Annotated in this window: 19 protein-coding genes and 1 pseudogene; 1 reads left to right on the top strand and 19 read right to left on the bottom strand. The window is 65.7% G+C overall.

Going from position 1 to position 19414, the window contains the following annotated elements; all coding sequences use genetic code 11:
• The first annotated feature begins 49 nt into the window (after nucleotides 1-49).
• Entirely contained in the window at nucleotides 50-634 is a 585-nt protein-coding gene (locus tag G6N50_RS12710; RefSeq protein WP_083094309.1) for a cob(I)yrinic acid a,c-diamide adenosyltransferase, read from the top strand.
• Between the two features lie 39 nt (nucleotides 635-673).
• Here the strand turns inward: G6N50_RS12710 and G6N50_RS12715 are convergent, their stop codons facing one another.
• The 19 genes and pseudogenes from G6N50_RS12715 to G6N50_RS12805 all read right to left on the bottom strand — a co-directional run bounded on the left by G6N50_RS12715 (nucleotide 674) and on the right by G6N50_RS12805 (nucleotide 19412).
• Nucleotides 674-1117, bottom strand: coding sequence for a DUF2550 domain-containing protein (locus tag G6N50_RS12715; protein ID WP_083094310.1), 444 nt, complete (start codon nucleotides 1115-1117; stop codon nucleotides 674-676).
• A 6-nt stretch (nucleotides 1118-1123) separates the two neighbouring features.
• Entirely contained in the window at nucleotides 1124-1489 is a 366-nt protein-coding gene (locus G6N50_RS12720) for a F0F1 ATP synthase subunit epsilon (protein WP_083094311.1), read from the bottom strand.
• A 35-nt stretch (nucleotides 1490-1524) separates the two neighbouring features.
• Complete coding sequence (gene atpD / locus G6N50_RS12725; protein WP_083094312.1) at nucleotides 1525-2982, bottom strand: F0F1 ATP synthase subunit beta; 1458 nt, start codon at nucleotides 2980-2982, stop codon at nucleotides 1525-1527.
• Nucleotides 2983-3000: 18 nt separating this feature from the next.
• Nucleotides 3001-3909 (bottom strand): F0F1 ATP synthase subunit gamma, encoded by a 909-nt coding sequence (locus G6N50_RS12730; RefSeq protein WP_083094313.1) that lies wholly within the window; start codon nucleotides 3907-3909, stop codon nucleotides 3001-3003.
• Between the two features lie 6 nt (nucleotides 3910-3915).
• On the bottom strand, nucleotides 3916-5592 hold the full coding sequence (gene atpA, locus G6N50_RS12735) for a F0F1 ATP synthase subunit alpha (protein ID WP_083094314.1): 1677 nt from the start codon (nucleotides 5590-5592) through the stop codon (nucleotides 3916-3918).
• A 70-nt stretch (nucleotides 5593-5662) separates the two neighbouring features.
• Complete coding sequence (locus tag G6N50_RS12740; protein WP_083094315.1) at nucleotides 5663-7003, bottom strand: F0F1 ATP synthase subunit B/delta; 1341 nt, start codon at nucleotides 7001-7003, stop codon at nucleotides 5663-5665.
• Nucleotides 7004-7009: 6 nt separating this feature from the next.
• Nucleotides 7010-7543: a F0F1 ATP synthase subunit B gene (locus tag G6N50_RS12745; RefSeq protein ID WP_083094316.1), complete on the bottom strand. Its 534-nt coding sequence runs from the start codon at nucleotides 7541-7543 to the stop codon at nucleotides 7010-7012.
• 9 nt (nucleotides 7544-7552) lie between these two features.
• Nucleotides 7553-7801 carry a F0F1 ATP synthase subunit C gene (locus G6N50_RS12750; protein ID WP_024636915.1) on the bottom strand — a complete coding sequence of 83 codons (249 nt, stop codon included), beginning with the start codon at nucleotides 7799-7801 and terminating at the stop codon, nucleotides 7553-7555.
• 84 nt (nucleotides 7802-7885) lie between these two features.
• Nucleotides 7886-8644 (bottom strand): F0F1 ATP synthase subunit A, encoded by a 759-nt coding sequence (gene atpB, locus G6N50_RS12755; RefSeq protein ID WP_083094317.1) that lies wholly within the window; start codon nucleotides 8642-8644, stop codon nucleotides 7886-7888.
• Nucleotides 8637-9131 (bottom strand): ATP synthase subunit I, encoded by a 495-nt coding sequence (locus G6N50_RS12760; protein WP_083094318.1) that lies wholly within the window; start codon nucleotides 9129-9131, stop codon nucleotides 8637-8639. The genes atpB and G6N50_RS12760 overlap by 8 nt, the downstream gene beginning before the upstream one ends.
• Nucleotides 9132-9347: 216 nt before the next feature.
• A pseudogene (locus tag G6N50_RS12765) lies at nucleotides 9348-10626 on the bottom strand (glycosyltransferase family 4 protein).
• Nucleotides 10598-11257 carry an L-threonylcarbamoyladenylate synthase gene (locus G6N50_RS12770; RefSeq protein WP_083094320.1) on the bottom strand — a complete coding sequence of 220 codons (660 nt, stop codon included), beginning with the start codon at nucleotides 11255-11257 and terminating at the stop codon, nucleotides 10598-10600. Before G6N50_RS12770 ends, G6N50_RS12765 begins: the two are co-directional and overlap by 29 nt.
• Entirely contained in the window at nucleotides 11254-12180 is a 927-nt protein-coding gene (gene prmC / locus G6N50_RS12775; RefSeq protein ID WP_083094321.1) for a peptide chain release factor N(5)-glutamine methyltransferase, read from the bottom strand. Before prmC ends, G6N50_RS12770 begins: the two co-directional genes overlap by 4 nt.
• Complete coding sequence (prfA, locus tag G6N50_RS12780; protein ID WP_083094358.1) at nucleotides 12177-13250, bottom strand: peptide chain release factor 1; 1074 nt, start codon at nucleotides 13248-13250, stop codon at nucleotides 12177-12179. The genes prmC and prfA overlap by 4 nt, the downstream gene beginning before the upstream one ends.
• 99 nt (nucleotides 13251-13349) lie before the next feature.
• Complete coding sequence (rpmE, locus tag G6N50_RS12785) at nucleotides 13350-13580, bottom strand: 50S ribosomal protein L31 (protein ID WP_067837981.1); 231 nt, start codon at nucleotides 13578-13580, stop codon at nucleotides 13350-13352.
• A 189-nt stretch (nucleotides 13581-13769) separates the two neighbouring features.
• Nucleotides 13770-15710 carry a transcription termination factor Rho gene (rho, locus tag G6N50_RS12790; RefSeq protein ID WP_083094322.1) on the bottom strand — a complete coding sequence of 647 codons (1941 nt, stop codon included), beginning with the start codon at nucleotides 15708-15710 and terminating at the stop codon, nucleotides 13770-13772.
• A gap of 267 nt (nucleotides 15711-15977) precedes the next feature.
• Complete coding sequence (gene thrB / locus G6N50_RS12795; RefSeq protein ID WP_083094324.1) at nucleotides 15978-16913, bottom strand: homoserine kinase; 936 nt, start codon at nucleotides 16911-16913, stop codon at nucleotides 15978-15980.
• Nucleotides 16914-17007: 94 nt separating this feature from the next.
• Nucleotides 17008-18090 (bottom strand): threonine synthase, encoded by a 1083-nt coding sequence (thrC, locus tag G6N50_RS12800; protein ID WP_083094325.1) that lies wholly within the window; start codon nucleotides 18088-18090, stop codon nucleotides 17008-17010.
• Nucleotides 18087-19412, bottom strand: a complete 1326-nt coding sequence (locus G6N50_RS12805) for a homoserine dehydrogenase (RefSeq protein WP_083094326.1) — start codon at nucleotides 19410-19412, stop codon at nucleotides 18087-18089. The genes thrC and G6N50_RS12805 overlap by 4 nt, the downstream gene beginning before the upstream one ends.
• Nucleotides 19413-19414: the final 2 nt, after the last annotated feature.

A 19414-nucleotide genomic window follows, 5' to 3' on the forward strand; every position in this document is an offset into this window, starting at 1 on the left:
GTATCGGCTTGTCAGTCGGCCAACCCACACACCCGGGTACGGTTTGCTCATGGCAGTGCATCTGACTCGCATCTACACACGGACCGGCGACGACGGCACCACCGGATTGAGTGACTTCTCCCGGGTCTCCAAGAACGACCCACGGCTGGTGGCGTACGCCGATTGCGACGAAGCCAACTCGGCGATCGGTGTCGCCGTCGCCGTGGGTCAGCCGGACGAGCAGCTCATGGGGGTGTTGCGGCAGATCCAGAACGATTTGTTCGATGCCGGCGCCGATCTGTCGACTCCCGTGGTCGATAACCCCGAATATCCCCCGCTGCGAGTGACCCAGCCCTACATCGATCGGCTCGAAAAATGGTGTGACACATACAACGAGCCGTTGCCGAAGTTGAATTCGTTTGTGTTGCCCGGTGGTTCGCCGCTGTCGGCTTTGCTGCACGTCGCCCGAACGGTGGTACGCCGAGCCGAGCGGTCGGCATGGGCGGCGATCGATGCCGCGCCCGGGCAGGTGAACACCCTGCCCGCGAAATACCTGAACCGCCTCTCGGATCTGCTGTTCATTCTGTCGCGCGCGGCCAACCCCGACGGCGACGTGCTGTGGAAACCTGGCGGCGAGAACGCCGGCACGAGTTAACCGGAGAATCCTGTGCGCCTGGCCCGCAGGGTGAGCGGTCTACAGGCTGCGCCGGCGGGAACGGGGCGAGGGACGCGATTCCAGCCAGGACAAGAACGCGGTCAATGCGCCCTTGTCCAGTGCGATTTCGTAGCCGGACCTGCGGTCCTGGGTTGTGTCGCGGAGCTCGATGACGACGATCTCGTCCGTCATGATGTCGAACTCGTCGCCGCGCGGCGCCCGCCTGGACACGATCTCCACGCCTCGCCGGCTTAGCCGCCGGTCCGGCCACAATCGCAGACTGGAGAGCCGATAGAACGCGGCTTCGCCGCCACGGTAGCGGATTACGCCATGCCGCCAGCCGTGGCCTCCGACCGCGGGAATGTCTCGCATGATCCCCGCCGTGCCGCCCTGGCGCAGCTTCCACAGCCGATAACTCAGCCCGATGACGGCGCTCGCCAGCACGACGACGAGCACGACCATGCCAACCATGGGCGCGCTCATCGGCCGTTAGTCGATCGCGCCGACGGCGCGCAATCTCGCGCGCCCTCTGGCGGCGATACGAGGATCGTCCGACTCAGAAGCCTCTCGGGCGGCGCTCTCGTCGATCTCCGACTCGAACTCGGCGGATTCTGCCAGTATCGTCACCGATTCCTCGGTGACAGACAAGAATCCGCCATCCACCGCGACCCGTAGATCGTCTTCGCCCTCTCGTTCGACGCGCACCATTGCGTCGTCGACCAACTGCGCTACCACCGGGATGTGCCGCGGCAGGATGCCAATCTCACCGACCGTGGTGCGGGTGAACAGAAACGTTGCCTCACCCGACCAGATCTTTCGGTCGACGGCAACTATCTCAACGTTCAATTCGGCCATGCCACAGAGCCTTTCAGAGCCTTTTCGCTCACGCCTCAGGATTCCAGTTTGGCGCCAAAGCCTTCGGCCTTCTTGGCCAGGTCCTCGAGACCACCGATCAAGAAGAACGCCTGCTCCGGGATGTGGTCGAAGTCGCCCTTGGTCAGGCGGTCGAACGCCTCGATGGTCTCCTTCAGGGGCACCGTCGAGCCCGGCTGGCCGGTGAACTGCTCGGCCGCCATCATGTTCTGCGACAGGAACCGCTCGATCCGTCGCGCACGCTGGACGAGCTGCTTGTCCTCTTCGGACAACTCGTCGATACCGAGGATCGCGATGATGTCTTGGAGATCCTTGTAGCGCTGCAGGATTCGGATGACTTCCTGCGCCACACGGTAGTGCTCGTCACCGACGACGCTCGGGTCCAGAATGGTCGAGCTCGATGCCAGCGGGTCTACCGCCGGGAAGATGCCCTTGGAGAACACCGAACGCGACAGCTCTGTGGTCGCGTCCAGGTGCGCGAAGGTCGTTGCCGGCGCCGGGTCGGTGTAGTCGTCGGCGGGAACATAGACGGCCTGCATCGAGGTGATCGACTTGCCTCGCGTCGAGGTGATGCGCTCCTGCAGCTCGCCCATCTCGTCGGCCAGCGTCGGCTGGTAACCCACCGCCGACGGCATACGGCCGAGCAGTGTCGAGACCTCCGAACCGGCCTGGGTGAATCGGAAGATGTTGTCGATGAACAGCAGCACGTCCTGGCCGGCCTCGTCGCGGAACCACTCGGCCATGGTCAGCGCGGACAACGCCACCCGCATACGGGTGCCGGGCGGCTCGTCCATCTGACCGAACACCAGCGCGGTGTCCTTGAGCACGTCGGCTTCCTTCAGCTCGACCCACAGGTCGTTACCCTCACGGGTGCGCTCACCCACGCCGGCGAATACCGAGGTGCCACCGAAGTTCCGGGCAATACGGTTGATCATCTCCTGGATCAACACCGTCTTGCCCACGCCGGCACCGCCGAACAGCGCGATCTTGCCGCCACGCACGTACGGGGTGAGCAGATCGACGACCTTCAGACCCGTCTCGAGCATCTCGGTGCGCGGCTCGAGCTCCTCGAACGGCGGCGGCTTGCGGTGAATCGACCAGTGCTCGAAGTCTTCTCCATAGCCCGGCTTATCCAGGCAATGCCCCAGGGCATTGAAGACGTGGCCCTTGACCTCCTGGCCGACGGGCACCGAGATCGACTTGCCGGTGTCGATCACTTCGACCCCACGCACCAGACCGTCGGTGGGCTGCATGGAAATGGTGCGAACCAGGTTGTCGCCGAGGTGCTGTGCGACCTCGAGCGTCAGGGTCTTCTTGAGCTCCTCGAACGTGATCTCGGCGTTGAGTGCGTTGAACAGTCCCGGCACGGAGCCGCGCGGAAACTCGACGTCGACGACGGGGCCGGTGATTCGCACCACGCGGCCACTGGTCTCGGTGTCCTTGGCTTCTGTGGTCTTCTCGTCAGTAGCAGTCATTTTCTTCTTCCTCGTGTGCTACTTAGCGTCGGCGAGCGCGTTTGCGCCGCCGACGATTTCGCTGATCTCTTGGGTGATCTGAGCCTGCCGCTCGCGGTTCGCCATCAGTGTCAGCTCTTTGATCAGGTCATCCGCGTTGTCCGTTGCCGACTTCATTGCCCGTTGACGTGACGCGAGCTCCGATGCCGCCGATTCGAGCAGCGCCGCGTAGACGCGGGTCGTCACGTACCGCGGCAACAGCGACTCGAACAGCGTTGTCGCGTCCGGCTCGAACGAGTACAGCGTGTGGAGCTCCTCGGGTTCCTCGACATATTCCACGACCAGCGGAGCGATGCGGTGCGCCACCGCGGTCTGCGACATCATCGACTTGAACTCCGAGTAGACGATGTGCAGTTCGTCGACGCCCTGGCCTTCTTCCGACTCGTCGTCGCCCGTGCCGGCCATAAACGTCTCGACCAAGGTGGACGCGATCTCCGCCGCGTTTTCATACGTGGGTTGCTCGGAGAACCCCGTCCACGACTCCGTGATGTCCCAGTTACGGAACTTAAAGTAATTCAACGCTTTACGGCCAACCGTGTACACGACCGGTGTCTTGCCCTCCTCCCTCAGCAGGGAGAACAGCTCCTCGGAGCGACGGAAGATGCTCGAGTTGTACGCGCCGCACAATCCACGGTCTGAGGACACCACCAGGACTCCGGCCCGCTTCGGCTCTTCCCGTTCGACCAGCAAGGGGTGGTCCAGCGCGGCCTCGGAGGACAGCGTGGTGAGCATCGCGGTGATCTGGAATGCGTACGGCCGTGCGGCTTCCAACCGGGCCTGGGCCTTGCCGATGCGCGATGTCGCGATCATCTCCTGGGCCTTGGTGATTTTCTTGATCGACCCTGCCGAACGAATCCGGCCGCGTAGTTCACGAAGTGTGGCTGCCATCGGTAGCTACTTCTTGTCCTTGCCGGAGGCCTTCTTGGATTCCTTCTTCGGCTTCTCCTTCTTGACCTGTACGGACTCCTTTGCCAGATCCTCTTCGTCCAAGGGCTCGACGTGCTCGTCGGGCACCACCGAAGCGCCGCCGGTGGCCGCGAAGCCCTTCTTGAAGTTCTTGATGATTTCGATGAGCTGGTTCTCGCCCTCTTCCGAGAGCTTTCCGCTGTCACGGACGCCGGTCAGGAACTTCTCCTCCGAAGCCCGCATGTGGTCCAACAGCTCCGTCTCGAACCGCCGGACGTCCTCCACCGGCACCGAGTCCAGGTGACCGCCGGTGCCCAGGAAGATCGACACCACCTGCTCCTCAACCGGCATCGGCTGGTACTGCGGCTGCTTGAGCAGTTCGACCAGGCGCTCGCCGCGCTCCAGCTGCGCCTTGGAAGTCGCGTCCAGGTCCGAGGCGAAGGCGGCGAACGATTCCAATTCGCGGTACTGCGACAGGTCCAGACGCAGCGAGCCGGCCACCTCTTTCATGGCCTTGATCTGCGCCGCACCACCCACGCGGGAGACCGACACACCGACGTTGATGGCAGGCCGCACACCCTGGTTGAACAGGTCGGATTCCAGGAAGCACTGCCCGTCGGTGATGGAGATGACGTTGGTCGGAATGTAGGCCGAGATGTCGTTCGCCTTGGTCTCGATGATCGGCAACCCGGTCAGCGAGCCACCACCGAGCTCGTCGGACAGCTTGGCGCAGCGCTCCAACAGGCGCGAGTGCAGGTAGAACACGTCACCGGGGTACGCCTCGCGACCCGGCGGGCGGCGCAGCAGCAACGAGATCGCCCGGTACGCCTCGGCCTGCTTGCTCAGGTCGTCGAAGACGATCAATACGTGCTTTCCGTCGTACATCCAGTGCTGGGCGATCGCCGAACCGGTGTACGGCGCAAGCCATTTGAATCCGGCGGAGTCGGATGCCGGCGCCGCGACGATGGTGGTGTAGTCCATCGCGCCGCCCTCTTCCAGGGCGCGCCGCACCGACGCGATCGTGGTGCCCTTCTGCCCGATGGCCACGTACACGCAACGCACCTGCTTGCGCTCGTCGCCGCTCTCCCAGTTCTCCCGCTGGTTGAGGATGGTGTCCACGCAAACAGCGGTCTTGCCGGTCTTGCGGTCGCCGATGATCAGCTGGCGCTGGCCGCGACCGATCGGGGTCATCGCGTCGATGGCCTTGATACCGGTCTGCAGCGGCTCGCTCACGCTCTGCCGCTGCACCACCGACGGCGCCTGGATCTCCAGCGCGCGGCGAATCTCGGTCTCAATGTCTCCGCGGCCGTCGATCGGTTGGCCGAGCGGATTGACGACGCGCCCGAGGAACGCGTCGCCGACGGGGACCGACAGCACTTCGCCGGTGCGCTTGACCTGTTGGCCCTCTTCGATCTTCTCGAAGTCACCGAGGATCACCGCGCCGACGCTGTGCTCGTCGAGGTTGAGCGCGACGCCGAGCACCCCGCCGGGGAACTCGAGCAGTTCCTGGGTCATGACCGAGGGCAGGCCTTCGACGTGCGCGATGCCGTCCCCGGCGTCAACGACGGTACCGACCTCTTCCCGGGAGGTGTCGGACGTGAAAGAGCCTACGTACTCCTCGATGGCGCTCTGGATGTCATCAGCGGAGATTGTCAACTCGGCCATGTCTTTTCGTCTTCCTACTTGATCTTGGTATCGCGTGTGTCGGAATAGGTTTGTGATTGGTCGGTGGTGGTCAGTCGGGCAATTGAGCCTCGGCCGCGGCAAGCCGAGAAGCGAGTGTCCCGTCGATCACTTCATCGGCCACGGAGATGAGCAGACCGCCCAGCACTTCGGGATCTATTTGCAGCTGCACTGCCACCGAGTGACCGTAGATGCGGCCGAGCACGTCGGTGAGACGAGACCGCTGGCCATCGCTGAGTTCGGCCGCCGCTCTGACCTGAGCGACGATCTCGCCGCGGCGCGCCACCGCGACTTCCGTCAAGAACTGAACAGCTTCCTCGGCCGGCTGGCCTCGGAGGAGTTCGACCGTCTGGTTCAGCAGCGCAGTCACGATGGGGTTGACCCTGCCGCTTGCGCTGTCAAGCACCTTGCGCAACAACGCGACTCGGCCTTCGACCGGAACGGCGAAGTCGCCCAGCAGGATGGAAAGTTGGGGCTGCGCGTCGAGGATGCGGGAGAACCGGAACAGTTGTTCTTCGACCTCATCGACCTTGTCCTCACGCTCGGCGACTTCGAGCAACGCCTGCCGAGACACGTGCTCGATGGCGTCGACGAGGTCGGAGTTGGCCGACCAACGCTCCGATACCGCTGAGCGCAGCACGTCGAGGGTGGCGTCGCCGACCTTGCCGGAGACCAGGCGCTCGATCAACCTGACCCTGGGGCCGCCATCCTCGGCGGGAACGGTGAGGTACCGCGTGACGACGATCTCGCGGTCCAGCATTTTGGCCACCTCTACCAGCTCACTGGAGAGGCTCGAAAGCGCCTTGTTATCAAGGTCTTTGGCTATGGTGCTGAACTTGTCCAACAGGTTGCCCAGCGCGACGCGACTCGATGAGCGCATCTTGGTCATCAAGGGATACTGGACGTCGGCCGACGCGGGCGCCATTTCGTCGAGTTCCTCGAGGAACCGATCCACGGTGGCCGACTGCCGGGCAGAGTCGGCGACGTAATTCCGCACCAACTCGCCCGCCTGGCGCACCGCTTCGTGGCCCAGTTCCAAACGGAGCTGCCGGCTCAGCTGGGTACGCAAAAGATCGACCTGCCGACTGCCCTGCGCGCCGATGCGTTCGGCTTCGACGTCGGCCTGGGCCCGCAACTGTTCGACGATGCGGCCCGAGTCGGTCTGGGCCTCCTCGACGATCCGCTCGGCCTCCGACTTCGCGGATTCGACGGCCTCGCTATGTGCAGTGGTCGACTCGGTCAACCGATCGCTCGCCGTCGCAGCATCTTTCAACTGCTGGCGCACGGCGTCCTGGCGAGCGGTCATCAGACGACGCACCGGCGGCACGACATACCGCACGACCAGAAACACGATGGCCGCAAATCCGACCAATTGCCCGATGAAAGTCGACATACGTGATTACCGCCCGGACTTCCCTGTTGCGGATGCGCTCGCGGTGGCGGGCGCGACCTCGACGCCGAGGATCCGGCTGGCCAGTGTCGCCGACATCGCGGCGACGTTGGCACGCAGATCCAGTTCCACGGCGTCCCTCTCCCGCTTCAATTGCTCGGATGCCATTTGCAACGTCGACATCACCTGTTGTTCGGCACGGGCGCGCGCGTCTTCCACCACCTTACGGCCTTCGGCGCGGGCGTTATCGCGCAAAGATGACGCTTGAACCCGCCCTTCGGTCAGGGCTTCTTCGTAGTCGGCCTTGGCCGCCTCGAACTGCTCCGCCGCCTTCTTGTTGTCGGCAGCCGTCTTGGCGATCATGGCGTCGCGCTCGCGCAACACCTTCATGACCGGCGGCACCACGAATGTGCCGATGACCGCTAGCACGATCAGGAAGATGGCCAGCACGAAGAAGAAGGTGCCGTTGGGAACGAGGAAGTTGTTGCCTCCCTCGGCCAGCACCTGGCTGGATGCCAGAACGCTCAGACTTGCGTCACCCATCGCAGCGGACTAGGTGCCGACGGGTGTGGCGAAGACGAACAGCGCCATGAAGGCCAGGTTGATGAAGTAGGCCGCCTCAACCAGACCGACGGTGATGAAGAACGGCGTAAACAAGCGGCCTTGCGCTTCGGGCTGCCGGGCGATGCCGGAAACCAGCGCGTTACCGGCGATACCGTCACCGATACCGGCACCGATCGCGCCGCCGCCCATGATGAGTCCACCGCCGATGAGTGCAGCGGCAGCGACTTGGGGGTCCAGAGCCATTCTTATCCTCCTTGATATCTGGTAGGGGTCTACCAGGTCTCTGTAATGGTGTGTGAGTCAAAACAATTCATGGTGGTGTCAGTCATGGTGATCCTCGATCTCCATGGCTTGACTGAAGTACAAGATGGTCAGGATCGAGAAGATGAAGGCCTGGATCGCGCCGACGAACAGGTCGAAGGCCTTCCAGATGGCGTTGGGCGCCCACATGATGTAGGGCGGGAACAGCGCGATCAGCGCGACCAGGATGCCGCCGGCGAAGATGTTGCCGAAAAGTCGGAGAGACAACGAGATTGGCTTGGCGAGCTCTTCTACCAGGTTGATCGGCGCCAAGAACGCCACGTGGCCTTTGAGCACGGCCAGCGGGTGTCCGATGACGCCGCGGCGCCAGATGCCCGCGACGTGGTAGCAGACGAACACGAAGAGGGCCAGCGCCAGAACGTAATTGATGTCCGCGGCCGCCGACTTCAGCAGTTCGGTGGTGTGCCCGGACTTGTCGGTGTACTGCAGCGGAAGCACCGACAGCCAGTTGGAGATCAGGATGAACACGAAGATGGTGACGGCCAGCGGCAAAACGAACGGTGCGATCCGCATGCCGACCGCGCTCTCGATCTGATCGCGCATCTGGACGGTGATGGCTTCCCAGAACAACTGAACGCCGCTGGGCACGCCGGTGGAGGTGATCTTCGCGCGCAGGAAGAAGGCCAGTGCCAACACGATCACCGCAGCGATCCCGGTCGCCAGAATCGTGTCGGTGTTGACGGTCATCCCCAGCCACTTGGCGTGGGTGTGCTCGCCGACCTCGATGGCAGCTTCGGCCAGGAACGTCGTCTCAGGCATCGGTGGTGTTCCTTCCTTCCGGTCCTTCCGATCCTGCGATCGCGCCGCCCTCGGCACCGTCCGAAGGCGGCGCCCAGTCGCCGGCACGCAGCTTCTTCCACACCGGAAGCGCCGTCGAGGCGACTAAGAGGATTTGGAAAAGCGCCAAACCGAACATGATGCCCAAGCCGGTCGGCCGAAAGACGTAGGCGATGATCAGCGCGAGCACGGTGATGATGGCCAGGCGTGACGCCGAGTTGACCGCCATCGACCTTTTCAGCGGGTGATCCTTGGCGGTGATCGACTCAACCGAGCGACGTACCAATACCGCATTGAGCAAACCCAGGAGAAGCCCGGCCCCGAAGAAGACTCCGACCATCAGGTGACCCGCCAGTCCGGCGGCGAGCACCGCCACCGCTGTGATAACAACGCTGATTGCGAAGAGCCGAACCGGACGGAAAGCAACAGAGGGAAACACCAACGGCGCGTCCTGCGCTGGTGTCGTCACTGCAGCACCTCAATCCCAGGTTGATGGAACGGGAACCCCTCCGACCGACTGATCGGTGGCCCGCCGAGCGTATCGCACGTCACAGTCGAATCACCCAAGGGGTATCTCCCGAGGCCGGTCTCGAACCAGCCCGATCGGATCAGCCTCCGATGGACCGGTAGCCTGCGCGGCTTTTTGGGGTTCTACCAGCACCGTACCACACCGCGAACCCCACTACTACCGCCTGTCGTACTCCTCGTTTTCGTAGTCATCGCTGCGGCGTAGCAACGGGATCGCCGTCGCGATGCCGGCCACCACGATGGCACCCAGCATCACCGCCGCGGTGTCGCGGGGACGGAAAAAGATTGTGCTGGCGGCGCCGAACGCGACGATCCCGACCCACAGGTAGATCAGCAACACCACCCGGCGGTGCGAATGGCCGATCTGCAGCAACCGGTGATGCAGGTGCATCTTGTCGGGGCTGAACGCGCTGCGGCCGGCGCGGGTGCGGCGCACGATCGCCAGCAGCAAATCGAGCATGGGCACGAAGATGACCGCGGCCACCAGGAGGAACGGCGACAGCAGGACAAACACGTCGCGAGCGCCGTAGGCGTTCTGCGAGACGGGGCCGGCGGCCGTCGTCGACGCGGCCGAGAGCATCAGACCGATCAGCATCGAGCCGGAATCGCCCATGAAGATCTTCGCCCGATGGAAGTTGTGCGGCAGAAAGCCCAGACAGGCCCCGGCCAGCACCACCGAAATCACCGCGGGCGGATAGAACAGGACGTCGCCACCGTGGTCGCGCAGCAGCCCGACCGAGAACATGCAGATGGCCAGCGCGGTGATCAGACCCAGCCCGGCTGCCAGGCCGTCGAGGCCGTCGACGAAGTTCATCGCGTTGACGACCGACACGGTCAACGCCAGGGTCAACAGGATCGACGAGGCCTGGTCGAGCACGATGGTGCCCACGCCGCCGATGGGTATGTACAGCACGCTCCACGCCACGCCCATGGTGACCAGCACGCTGGCCGCCGTGATCTGACCGGCGAACTTGGTCAAAGCATCGAGGCCCCAACGGTCGTCGATCAGGCCGATGCCCATGATCACCGCGCCGGCCACCAGGACCGCGGGCATCCCGGTCGAGTAGACGAACCCCCGGGTGAGCGCCGGAAGCTGGGACGCCAGGAAGACCGCCGTGATAACACCGAGGAACATCGCCAGCCCGCCCATCCGGGGGGTCGGCGTCACGTGGACGTCGCGCTCGCGCGGATAGGCGACCGCGCCCAGCCGCGTCGCCAGCACCCGGACAGGTCCGGTTGCGAAGTACGTGATGATCGCTGCGGTCAATCCCACCAGCGCCAACTCACGAAGCGGGACGCCGGCGCCGCGGTCGGCCAGGGCGAGCAAACCACCGGCGAGGTTGGTTACGTCGCTGGACATCACCGAGACCGTACTGGACAAAGCTGGGACCTCGACAACCACTCCAGTCAGGCCGGGGCGGAAAGGCTTTCCGGATCGACCGCGAGCACTTCCGCGATCCGCTCGACGCTCACCGGCCCCGGCCGCAGAATCCGCGGCGTGGCACCGGTCAGGTCGACGATCGTCGAGGCGGCGCCCTGATCGGACGGACCCGCTTCCAGGTAGACGTCGACCAGATCGCCGAGCTGGCTGCGCGCCTCGTTGGCGTCCACGGCGGCCGGACGGCCGGAGACGTTGGCGCTGGACACCGCCAGGGGCCCAACCTCACGCAACAGTTCGATGGCGACGGGATGCAGTGGCATTCGCAACATCACGGTGCCCCGGGCGTCGCCGAGATCCCACTGCAACGACGGCGCCTGCGTCACCACGAGGCTCAACGCGCCCGGCCAGAAGGCGCGAATCAAATCACGGGCCCCGTCGGGCATGGTGTAGACCAGGCCCTCGATCGTGTGCCAGGAACCGACCAGCACACCCACCGGCATGTCACGGCCCCGGCCCTTTGCCGACAGCAATGCCGAGACCGCGGCGCTGTTGAACGCGTCGGCGCCGATGCCGTACACCGTGTCGGTCGGCATGACGACCAGTCGGCCGCCCTTGAGCGCCCCGGCGCCGGCGGCGATGCCTTGTGCGCGCTGGGCGGGATCGGCACAGTCGAAGACGTCGGTCACGCGCGCCGCTCTCCCCCGTTGTCGCTTCGCTCTGCATCGTCGCGACGCGAGTCACGCGTGCCGCTCTCCCCCGTCACTTTCCTGCGGGCTGTCACGAATCGTGGCCGCCCAGTCAGGTCGCGCCGGCCCCGGACGTCGTCGAATTCTCCTGTGCGATCGAACAATTCCACCGTCTGCGCCGAGGTGGTGTCGTCGTGCTCGACGCCGATCAACCCACCGGGGCGCAGCCAGCGACCGGCGAGACGGACCAGAGGGGCGATCACCGCCAGTCCGTCCGGTCCGCCAAAGACCGCCTGGTGCGGATCGTGTTGCGCAACTTCGGGATCCAGCACGGCGCCGTCGGGAACGTAGGGCGGGTTGGCCACCACCATGTCGACCCGACCGTCCAGTTCGGCGAGCAGGCCCGGCTCGGAAGCCAGCTCCGTGACGTCGGCGCGCAGCAAATCGATCGCCGTGCCCTGCGCGTTGCGGCGCGCGTACTCGAGCGCGGCGTCGGAGTTATCGATGGCGAGTATTCGCGCCGCCGGCCGATGGTGGGCCAGCGCCACCGCCAATGCGCCCGAACCGGTGCACAAGTCGACGATAACGGGCCGTGACGCGAGTTGTTGCGCGGCCGCCCATTCCAGCAGTGCCTCGGTCTCGGGACGGGGGATGAAGACCCCGGGGCCGACGTGCAGCAGCACGGGCCCGAACGCCGCGGCCCCCACGAGATGCTGCAGGGGCACCCGTTGTGAACGCGTGGCCACAACGTCGCGGTAGCGTCCGAGGAAATCCTCGCCGGGCGACTCCAGCAGGGGCAGGCGCCCGCGGTCGGTCCCCGCCAGGTGCGCGGCCAGCTGCTCGGCATCCCAACGCGCGGAATCGATTCCCGCTTCGGCAAGGGTGGCCGCAGCATCGTCGATCGCGCGCCGCAGGACGTTCATGCCTGTTGTAGCCGGGTCTGCTTGTCGGCGGCGGCCAGGGCGTCGAACAAGGCGTCCAGGTCGCCGTCGAGGACCTGGTCGAGGTTGTGCGACTTGAAATTGATGCGGTGGTCCGCGATCCGGTTTTCCGGGAAGTTGTAGGTGCGGATGCGTTCGCTGCGGTCCACGGTGCGGATCTGGCTGGCCCGGTCCGCCGAGGCATCCGCCAGTGCCTGCTCTTCGGCCAAGGCCTGCAGACGAGCGGCCAGGACCTGCAGCGCGCGGGCTTTGTTCTGCAGCTGTGAGCGCTCGTTCTGGCAGGTGACGACGATGCCGGTGGGCAGGTGTGTGATGCGCACCGCGGAGTCGGTGGTGTTGACGCCCTGGCCGCCCTTGCCCGACGAGCGGTAGACGTCGATGCGCAGGTCCGACTCGTCGATCTGCACCTCACCGACTTCTTCGGGTTCGGGATACACCAGCACGCCGGCCGCCGAAGTATGAACGCGGCCTTGGGATTCCGTCACCGGGACGCGCTGCACGCGGTGCACCCCGCCCTCGAATTTCATCCGCGACCAGACCCCGTCGGCCGTGTCACCCTTGCTGGCGATGGACAGCGTCGCGTCCTTGTAACCGCCCAGGTCCGAGGTGGTCTCGTCCAGGACGGTGACGGTCCAGCCGTGCCGCTCGGCGTAGCGGATGTACATCCGGGCCAGATCGGCGGCGAACAAGGCCGATTCCTCGCCGCCTTCACCGGATTTGACCTCGAGCACGATGTCGTCGGCGTCATGCGGGTCGCGCGGGGCCAGCATGTCGGTGAGTTGGGTGTCCAACTCGGCGACCTGGGTTTCCAGATCGGTGACCTCGGCGGCGAAGGAGGCGTCGTCGGCGGCCAGCTCTCGCGCCGTTTCCAGGTCGTCGCGCGCGGACACCAGCTTGCGGTAGGTGCCGACGATCGGGGCCAGGCGAGCGAACCGCCGTCCGGCTTTGCGGGCCTCGTCGGGATTGGTGTGCAATTCGGGGTCCGCCAGCCGGCGCTCGAGGTCGGCGTGCTCGGCCAGCAGCACGTCAATGGTCTGTACCGGCTTGGTCAAAGCCACACCTCCTGTCCCGGTTCGTCTGTCATCACCGCAAACGCAAACCGACGCCCGGCCTGTGCGACGGTACACACAGTTCGGGCGTCGGTAACCGAGCTATTTGTCGGCGGCAGATCCGGCGTTGCGCTTGCCGTACCGCTTCTCGAAGCGGGCCACCCGGCCACCGCTGTCGAGGATCTTCTGCTTGCCCGTGTAGAAGGGGTGGCACTGCGAGCAGACCTCGACGACGATGCGCCCGCCGTCCTTGGTGCTGCGCGTCTGGAAGGTGTTGCCACACCCGCAGAGCACCGTGGTCTCCGCGTAGGCGGGGTGAATGTCAGCTTTCATCATGTCCTCTTCGATCGTTTGTCGCCCGCCCCCGTCCAAACTCGGACGGTCGCGCGTGAACTCCGAACCTCAGGCGGTTGACGGATAATCGAGCCCCGATTATGCCAGGTCAACCACCACCATCCCAAACAGCGAGCTGCGCCCGTGCATTCCCGGTGACCCGATCTGGTCTCGGGTCTGGCCAGTGGGCTAGTCGTTGTCCATCGCCCCGGGTGTCGTCTTGGACACCTGGACCAGGAACTCGTAGTTGGTCTTCGTCTTGCGCAGCTGCGACATCAGCAGGTCGATGGCCTGGTGGGAGTCCAGACCCGACAGCACGCGGCGCAGCTTGTGCACGATCGCGAACTCGTCCGGCGACAGCAGCAGCTCGTCCTTGCGGGTACCCGACGGGTTCACGTCGACCGCCGGGAAGACCCGCCGCTCGGAGATCTTGCGGTCCAGCTTGAGCTCGGCGTTACCGGTGCCCTTGAATTCCTCGAAGATGACCGTGTCACCGGTGGATCCGGTCTCGACCATCGCGGTGGCGATGATCGTCAGCGATCCGCCTTCCTCGATGTTTCGCGCGGCACCCAGGAAGCGCTTAGGCGGGTACAGCGCGGTCGAGTCGACACCACCGGACAGGATCCGGCCGGACGCCGGTGAGGCGTTGTTGTACGCGCGGCCCAGGCGGGTGATCGAGTCCAGCAGCACGACGACGTCCTTGCCCTGCTCAACCAACCGCTTTGCCCGCTCGATCGCCAGCTCGGCGACCGCGGTGTGATCCGACGGCGGCCGGTCGAAGGTCGAGGCGATGACCTCACCCTTGACCGAACGAGTCATGTCGGTGACCTCCTCGGGCCGCTCGTCAACGAGCACGACCATGAGGTGGCATTCCGGGTTGTTCTTGGTGATCGCGTTGGCGATGTCCTGAAGGATCGTCGTCTTACCGGCCTTGGGCGGCGATACGATCAGCGCACGCTGCCCCTTGCCGATCGGCATGATCAGGTCGATGACCCGCGTGGTCAGCCGCTCGGGGGTGGTTTCCAGCCGCAGCCGCTGGTTGGGGTACAGCGGCGTCATCTTGGAGAAATCGGGCCGCTTCTTGGCGTCTTCGACTGGCCCGCCGTTGACGCTGTCCAGGCGCACCAACGGGTTGAATTTCTGCCGCTGGTTGGGCTGTTCGCCGTCCTTCGGAACGCGGACCGCGCCGGTAACCGCGTCGCCGCGGCGCAGGCCGTTCTTGCGCACCATGTTCATCGACACGTAGACGTCGTGTGGACCGGCCAGGTAACCGGAGGTGCGCACGAACGCGTAATTGTCGAGAACGTCAAGAATGCCGGCTACCGGCTGGACGACGTCGTCTTCGCGCAGTTCGGCGTCGCCGCCCTCGCCCGATCGCTCGCCCCGACGACGGCGATCGCGGTCACGGAAGCGGCGTCCCCGCCGGCCCTGCCGTCCCTCGCCGTCGTCGTCCTGCTGGTTCGAGCCGCCGCGGCCCTGCTGGCCGCCCGAGTTCTGATCCTGGTCGCTGCCGCCATCTTGGCCGCGGTCGTCATTCTGGTTGTCGCGTTTGGCTTTCTCGCGCCGGTCGGCGTCACCGGTTGCCGCGCCCTCCCGGTTGCCCGGGCCCTCGCGGTCGGCCTCGTCGTTGCCACGCGCGTCCTTGCCGCGCTCGTCGTTGCCACGGGCGGCTGATCCCGCTTCGCGGGAAGCGCCGCGTCGTTCGCGGCGGGGCGCCTCGGTGGTCGTACCGTTCTGGTCGCCCTTCGCGGCCGGTGCTTCGGCGCTGTCGTTGTCGCTCTTGGCGTTGTCGCTCTTGGCGTTGTCGCTCTTGGCGTTGTCCTGGTTGTCCGACTTGTCCTGGCTGTCCGACTTGCCGCCAGCCTCAGCGGACTTGGTGCCATTGGCGGGTGAGCCGTTGGCCTGTCCCCGGACTTCCTTGATCGCGGCGATCAGCTCGTTCTTACGCATACCCGACGTCCCTTTGACGCCAACTTGATTAGCCAGCGCGCGTAGCTCGGGCAGCACCATTGTGGACAGCGCACCTCCCGAGACGTTTGGTTTCGCGTCTGGAGTGTCTGTGGTCACGGCATTCGACAAGTGAATGGCGTCAGTGTTTTCGCCAGCCGTGAACAGGTCCGTATCGGTCACGGATTTCCTTTCTTCCCCCGCTGATCAGGTCATACGGGAGGTTCGTTGCATTCAGGCAATTCGCCGAGTGCGCCCAATCATCGACTCTGCAACGGTGATCGCCTGGATCGGCGGAGTAAACGGCGAACCTCGTCCACAAGAAGAATTGGTGTTGTCCTAGCGGCAAGGCAGTATGGATGCAGATGCAGATGCTGCGATTGCTGGACGGGTCCGAGGATAGCCTCCATCCTTGCGGGAAGCAAGCAAACCCTCCGGCCACGCTGTGGATCAACCGACGACGGTGACCCCCGGGCTCCAGCGAACCGGTTCGCCAGCGGTCATTTCGGTGATGGTAAATCCATTGGCGGCCCCGTACTCCACCACTTCTGGGGGCAACTCCGATGCCGTGGCCAGCGCGATCAACGATGGACCAGCCCCGGAAAGCGTGGCTGCCACATTATGACGTCGCAGCAGTCGCAAATATTCCGTCGAGGCCGGCATGGCCGGCGCACGCTGCGGCTGATGCAGCACGTCTTCGGTGGCCGCCATCAGCAGGTCCGGACGTTCGGTAAGCGCCACCACCAGCAACGCGGTGCGGCTGACATTGAAGCGCGCGTCCTCGTGGCTGACCTGCGCGGGCAGCAGCACGCGGGTTTCCGCGGTGAGCGAGCGTTCCTCGGGGATCGCGGAGTACAGGCGGATATCGGGGTGCAGCCGCAGCGGCACCGCCGCATACCGGGGGCGGTCGTCACCGCGGTCAACCCACGAAACGACCGCACCGCCCAACACGGCGGCCGCCGCGTTGTCGGGGTGACCCTCGAATTCCGAGGACAGCTGGATCAGCTGGGCGTCGTCGAGCGGTGTCCAATCCGTTTGTACGGCAAGGCCGTTCGCGGCGGCTAGGCCGCCGACCACCGCCGCCGCGGAGGAGCCGAGGCCGCGCGAATGCGGGATGGCGTTGCGGCAGCGCACCACCAGGCCCGGTGCGCGGACCCCGATGGCGCCCAGCCCGCACTGCAGGGCACGCGCCACCAAGTGTTCGGGGCCCGTCGGCAGCTGACCGGCCCCCTCCCCCTCGACCAACACAACCAAACCGGAATCGGTTGTCTCAACGGTGATTTCGTCATAGAGGCTCAACGCCAGACCGATGCTGTCGAAGCCGGGCCCAAGGTTGGCGCTGGACGCCGATACCACGGCGCTGGCCACCAGCCCGGCGGGCAGCATCGGGGTCATCAACAGCCTTTCGTCGTGCGCACGCGCATGCGGGCCACCACAGGGCGACCCGCTGCGCCCGGCTTCGCCGCGCTTGCGATCGCCACTAGGCCAGCCCCAGCTTTTCGACCACCAGGACCGGGTCCACCGGCAGCGGGGTCACGGTTGGCATGTCCCGCAGCGCGGTGTCGGGATCCTTGAGGCCGTTGCCGGTCACGGTGCACACGACGGTCGACCCTCGGGCCACCCAGCCGTCGTCGACGGCCTTGAGCAGTCCGGCGATGCTGGCCGCCGAGGCGGGTTCGACGAAGACGCCTTCGGACTCGGCCACCAGGTGGTAGGCGGCCAGGATCTCTTCGTCGGTCGCGGCCAGGAAGCGGCCATTCGATTGCTGCTGCGCGTCAACGGCCGCCGTCCACGACGCCGGCGCGCCGATGCGGATCGCGGTGGCGATCGTCTCCGGGTTCTTGACCGGGGCGCCGTTCACCAGCGGTGCGGCGCCGGCCGCCTGGATGCCCAGCATGCGCGGCAACTTCTCGATCAGGCCTTCGTGGTGGTACTCGGTGTATCCCTTCCAGTAGGCGGTGATGTTTCCCGCGTTGCCGACCGGCAGGGCGTGCACGTCGGGCGCGGTACCCAGCGCGTCGACGATCTCGAACGCCGCCGTCTTCTGGCCCTCGATGCGCACCGGGTTGACCGAGTTGACCAGCGCGATGGTCGGACAGTCGGCGGCCATCTTGCGAGCCAGCTCCAGGCAGTCGTCGAAGTTGCCGTCGATCTGGATGATCTTGGCGCCGTGCATAACCGCCTGCGCCAGCTTGCCCATCGCGATCTTGCCCTGCGGAATCAGCACCGCACAGGTGATCCCGGCGCGCGCCGCGTACGCCGCCGCCGACGCCGAGGTGTTCCCGGTCGACGCGCAGAGCACCGCCTGCTGGCCGCGCGCCAGCGCATCGGTGACCGCCATCGTCATGCCCCGGTCCTTGAAGGAGCCGGTGGGGTTGAGGCCCTCCACCTTGAGATGAACGCTGCAGCCAGTCTTTTCCGAGATCCGGCCCGCCGCGAGCAGCGGGGTGCCGCCCTCGAGCAGGGTGACCGGGGTCCAGTCGTCGCCCACCGGTAACCGGTCCCGGTACGCCTCGATGAGGCCGGGCCACGGCTTGTGGACGGCGGTGCGCGGGGCGCTCATAGGTCGGTCCCTTCCAGTCGCAGCACGCTGGTCACGCTCTGCACGACATCCAAATCAACCAGCGCATCCACGGTTTCGGACAGTGCGGCATCCGTGGCGGTGTGGGTGACGACGACGATGCGTGCGCCGACCCGTCGCCCGTCCTCGTCCGCGACGCCTTCCTGACGGACCTCGGCGATGCTCACCTCGCGCTTGGCGAACTCGGCCGCCACCGAGGACAATACGCCCGGCTTGTCGGCGACGTTCATGCTGACGTAGTAGCGTGTGGAGATGAAACCCATTGGGGCGACTGGAAGTTGGGCATACTTCGATTCCTTGGGCCCGCGGCTGCCCAACACGCGGTTGCGCGCGGCCATCACCATGTCGCCGGCCACCGCGGAGGCGGTCGGCGCGCCACCGGCGCCCTGACCGTAGAACATCAGCCGGCCGGAGGCCTTGGCCTCGACCACCACCGCGTTGAAGGCTCCGTTGACGGTGGCCAGCGGGTGCGACAACGGCACGAGCGCCGGATAGACGCGCGCCGAAACCCGCTCCTGTCCATCGTCGGTCGTGATCCGCTCGCAGATGGACAGCAGCTTGATGGTGCATCCCAGGGCCCGGGCCGACTCGAAATCGGCCGGGGTGACTTTGGTGATGCCTTCGCGGTAGACGTCGTCGGCGGTCACCCGGGTGTGAAACGCGATGGACGCCAGGATCGCAGCCTTGGCCGCGGCGTCGTAGCCCTCGACGTCGGCGGTGGGGTCGGCTTCGGCGTAGCCCAGCGCGCTGGCTTCGGCCAGTGCGGTTTCGTAGTCGGCCCCGGTGCTGTCCATCGCGGACAGGATGTAGTTGGTGGTGCCGTTGACGATGCCGGCCACCCGCAACACCGTGTCACCGGCCAACGACTGCGTGAGCGGACGGATGACCGGAATGGCGCCCGCGACGGCCGCCTCGAAATACAAGTCGACGTGCGCGCTTTCGGCGGCCTGCGCCAACTCGCCGGTGGACGTGGCCAGCAAGGCCTTGTTCGCCGTGACGACCGATTTTCCGTGCTCGAGGGCGCACAGGATGGCCTTGCGGGCCGGCTCCACCGGACCCATCAGTTCCACGACGATGTCGACGTCGTCACGGGCGGCGAGCTCTTCGATGTCGTCGGTGAGCAACTCGACGGGGACACCGCGGTCATCGGCGACGCGGCGCACTCCGACGCCACGCAACACCAGGGGTGCGCCGACACGAGCGGCGAGGTCGTCAGCGCTGTCCTCGATAATGCGGACGACTTCGCTGCCGACGTTGCCCAACCCGAGTACCGCTACACCGACCGGCTTTTCGTCACGGGGCACAG

Origin of the sequence: Mycobacterium mantenii (assembly GCF_010731775.1) — a bacterium.
In the GTDB taxonomy this organism is placed as follows: Bacteria; Actinomycetota; Actinomycetes; order Mycobacteriales; family Mycobacteriaceae; genus Mycobacterium; species Mycobacterium mantenii.

Coding starts and splice junctions, on each gene's coding strand:
- G6N50_RS12710 (WP_083094309.1), top strand. CDS start 50: ATGGCAGTGCATCTGACTCGCATCTACACACGGACCGGCGACGACGGC.
- G6N50_RS12715 (WP_083094310.1), bottom strand. CDS start 1,117: ATGAGCGCGCCCATGGTTGGCATGGTCGTGCTCGTCGTCGTGCTGGCG.
- G6N50_RS12720 (WP_083094311.1), bottom strand. CDS start 1,489: ATGGCCGAATTGAACGTTGAGATAGTTGCCGTCGACCGAAAGATCTGG.
- atpD (WP_083094312.1), bottom strand. CDS start 2,982: ATGACTGCTACTGACGAGAAGACCACAGAAGCCAAGGACACCGAGACC.
- G6N50_RS12730 (WP_083094313.1), bottom strand. CDS start 3,909: ATGGCAGCCACACTTCGTGAACTACGCGGCCGGATTCGTTCGGCAGGG.
- atpA (WP_083094314.1), bottom strand. CDS start 5,592: ATGGCCGAGTTGACAATCTCCGCTGATGACATCCAGAGCGCCATCGAG.
- G6N50_RS12740 (WP_083094315.1), bottom strand. CDS start 7,003: ATGTCGACTTTCATCGGGCAATTGGTCGGATTTGCGGCCATCGTGTTT.
- G6N50_RS12745 (WP_083094316.1), bottom strand. CDS start 7,543: ATGGGTGACGCAAGTCTGAGCGTTCTGGCATCCAGCCAGGTGCTGGCC.
- atpB (WP_083094317.1), bottom strand. CDS start 8,644: ATGCCTGAGACGACGTTCCTGGCCGAAGCTGCCATCGAGGTCGGCGAG.
- prmC (WP_083094321.1), bottom strand. CDS start 12,180: ATGAACGTCCTGCGGCGCGCGATCGACGATGCTGCGGCCACCCTTGCC.
- rpmE (WP_067837981.1), bottom strand. CDS start 13,580: ATGAAAGCTGACATTCACCCCGCCTACGCGGAGACCACGGTGCTCTGC.
- thrB (WP_083094324.1), bottom strand. CDS start 16,913: ATGCTGCCCGCCGGGCTGGTGGCCAGCGCCGTGGTATCGGCGTCCAGC.
- thrC (WP_083094325.1), bottom strand. CDS start 18,090: ATGAGCGCCCCGCGCACCGCCGTCCACAAGCCGTGGCCCGGCCTCATC.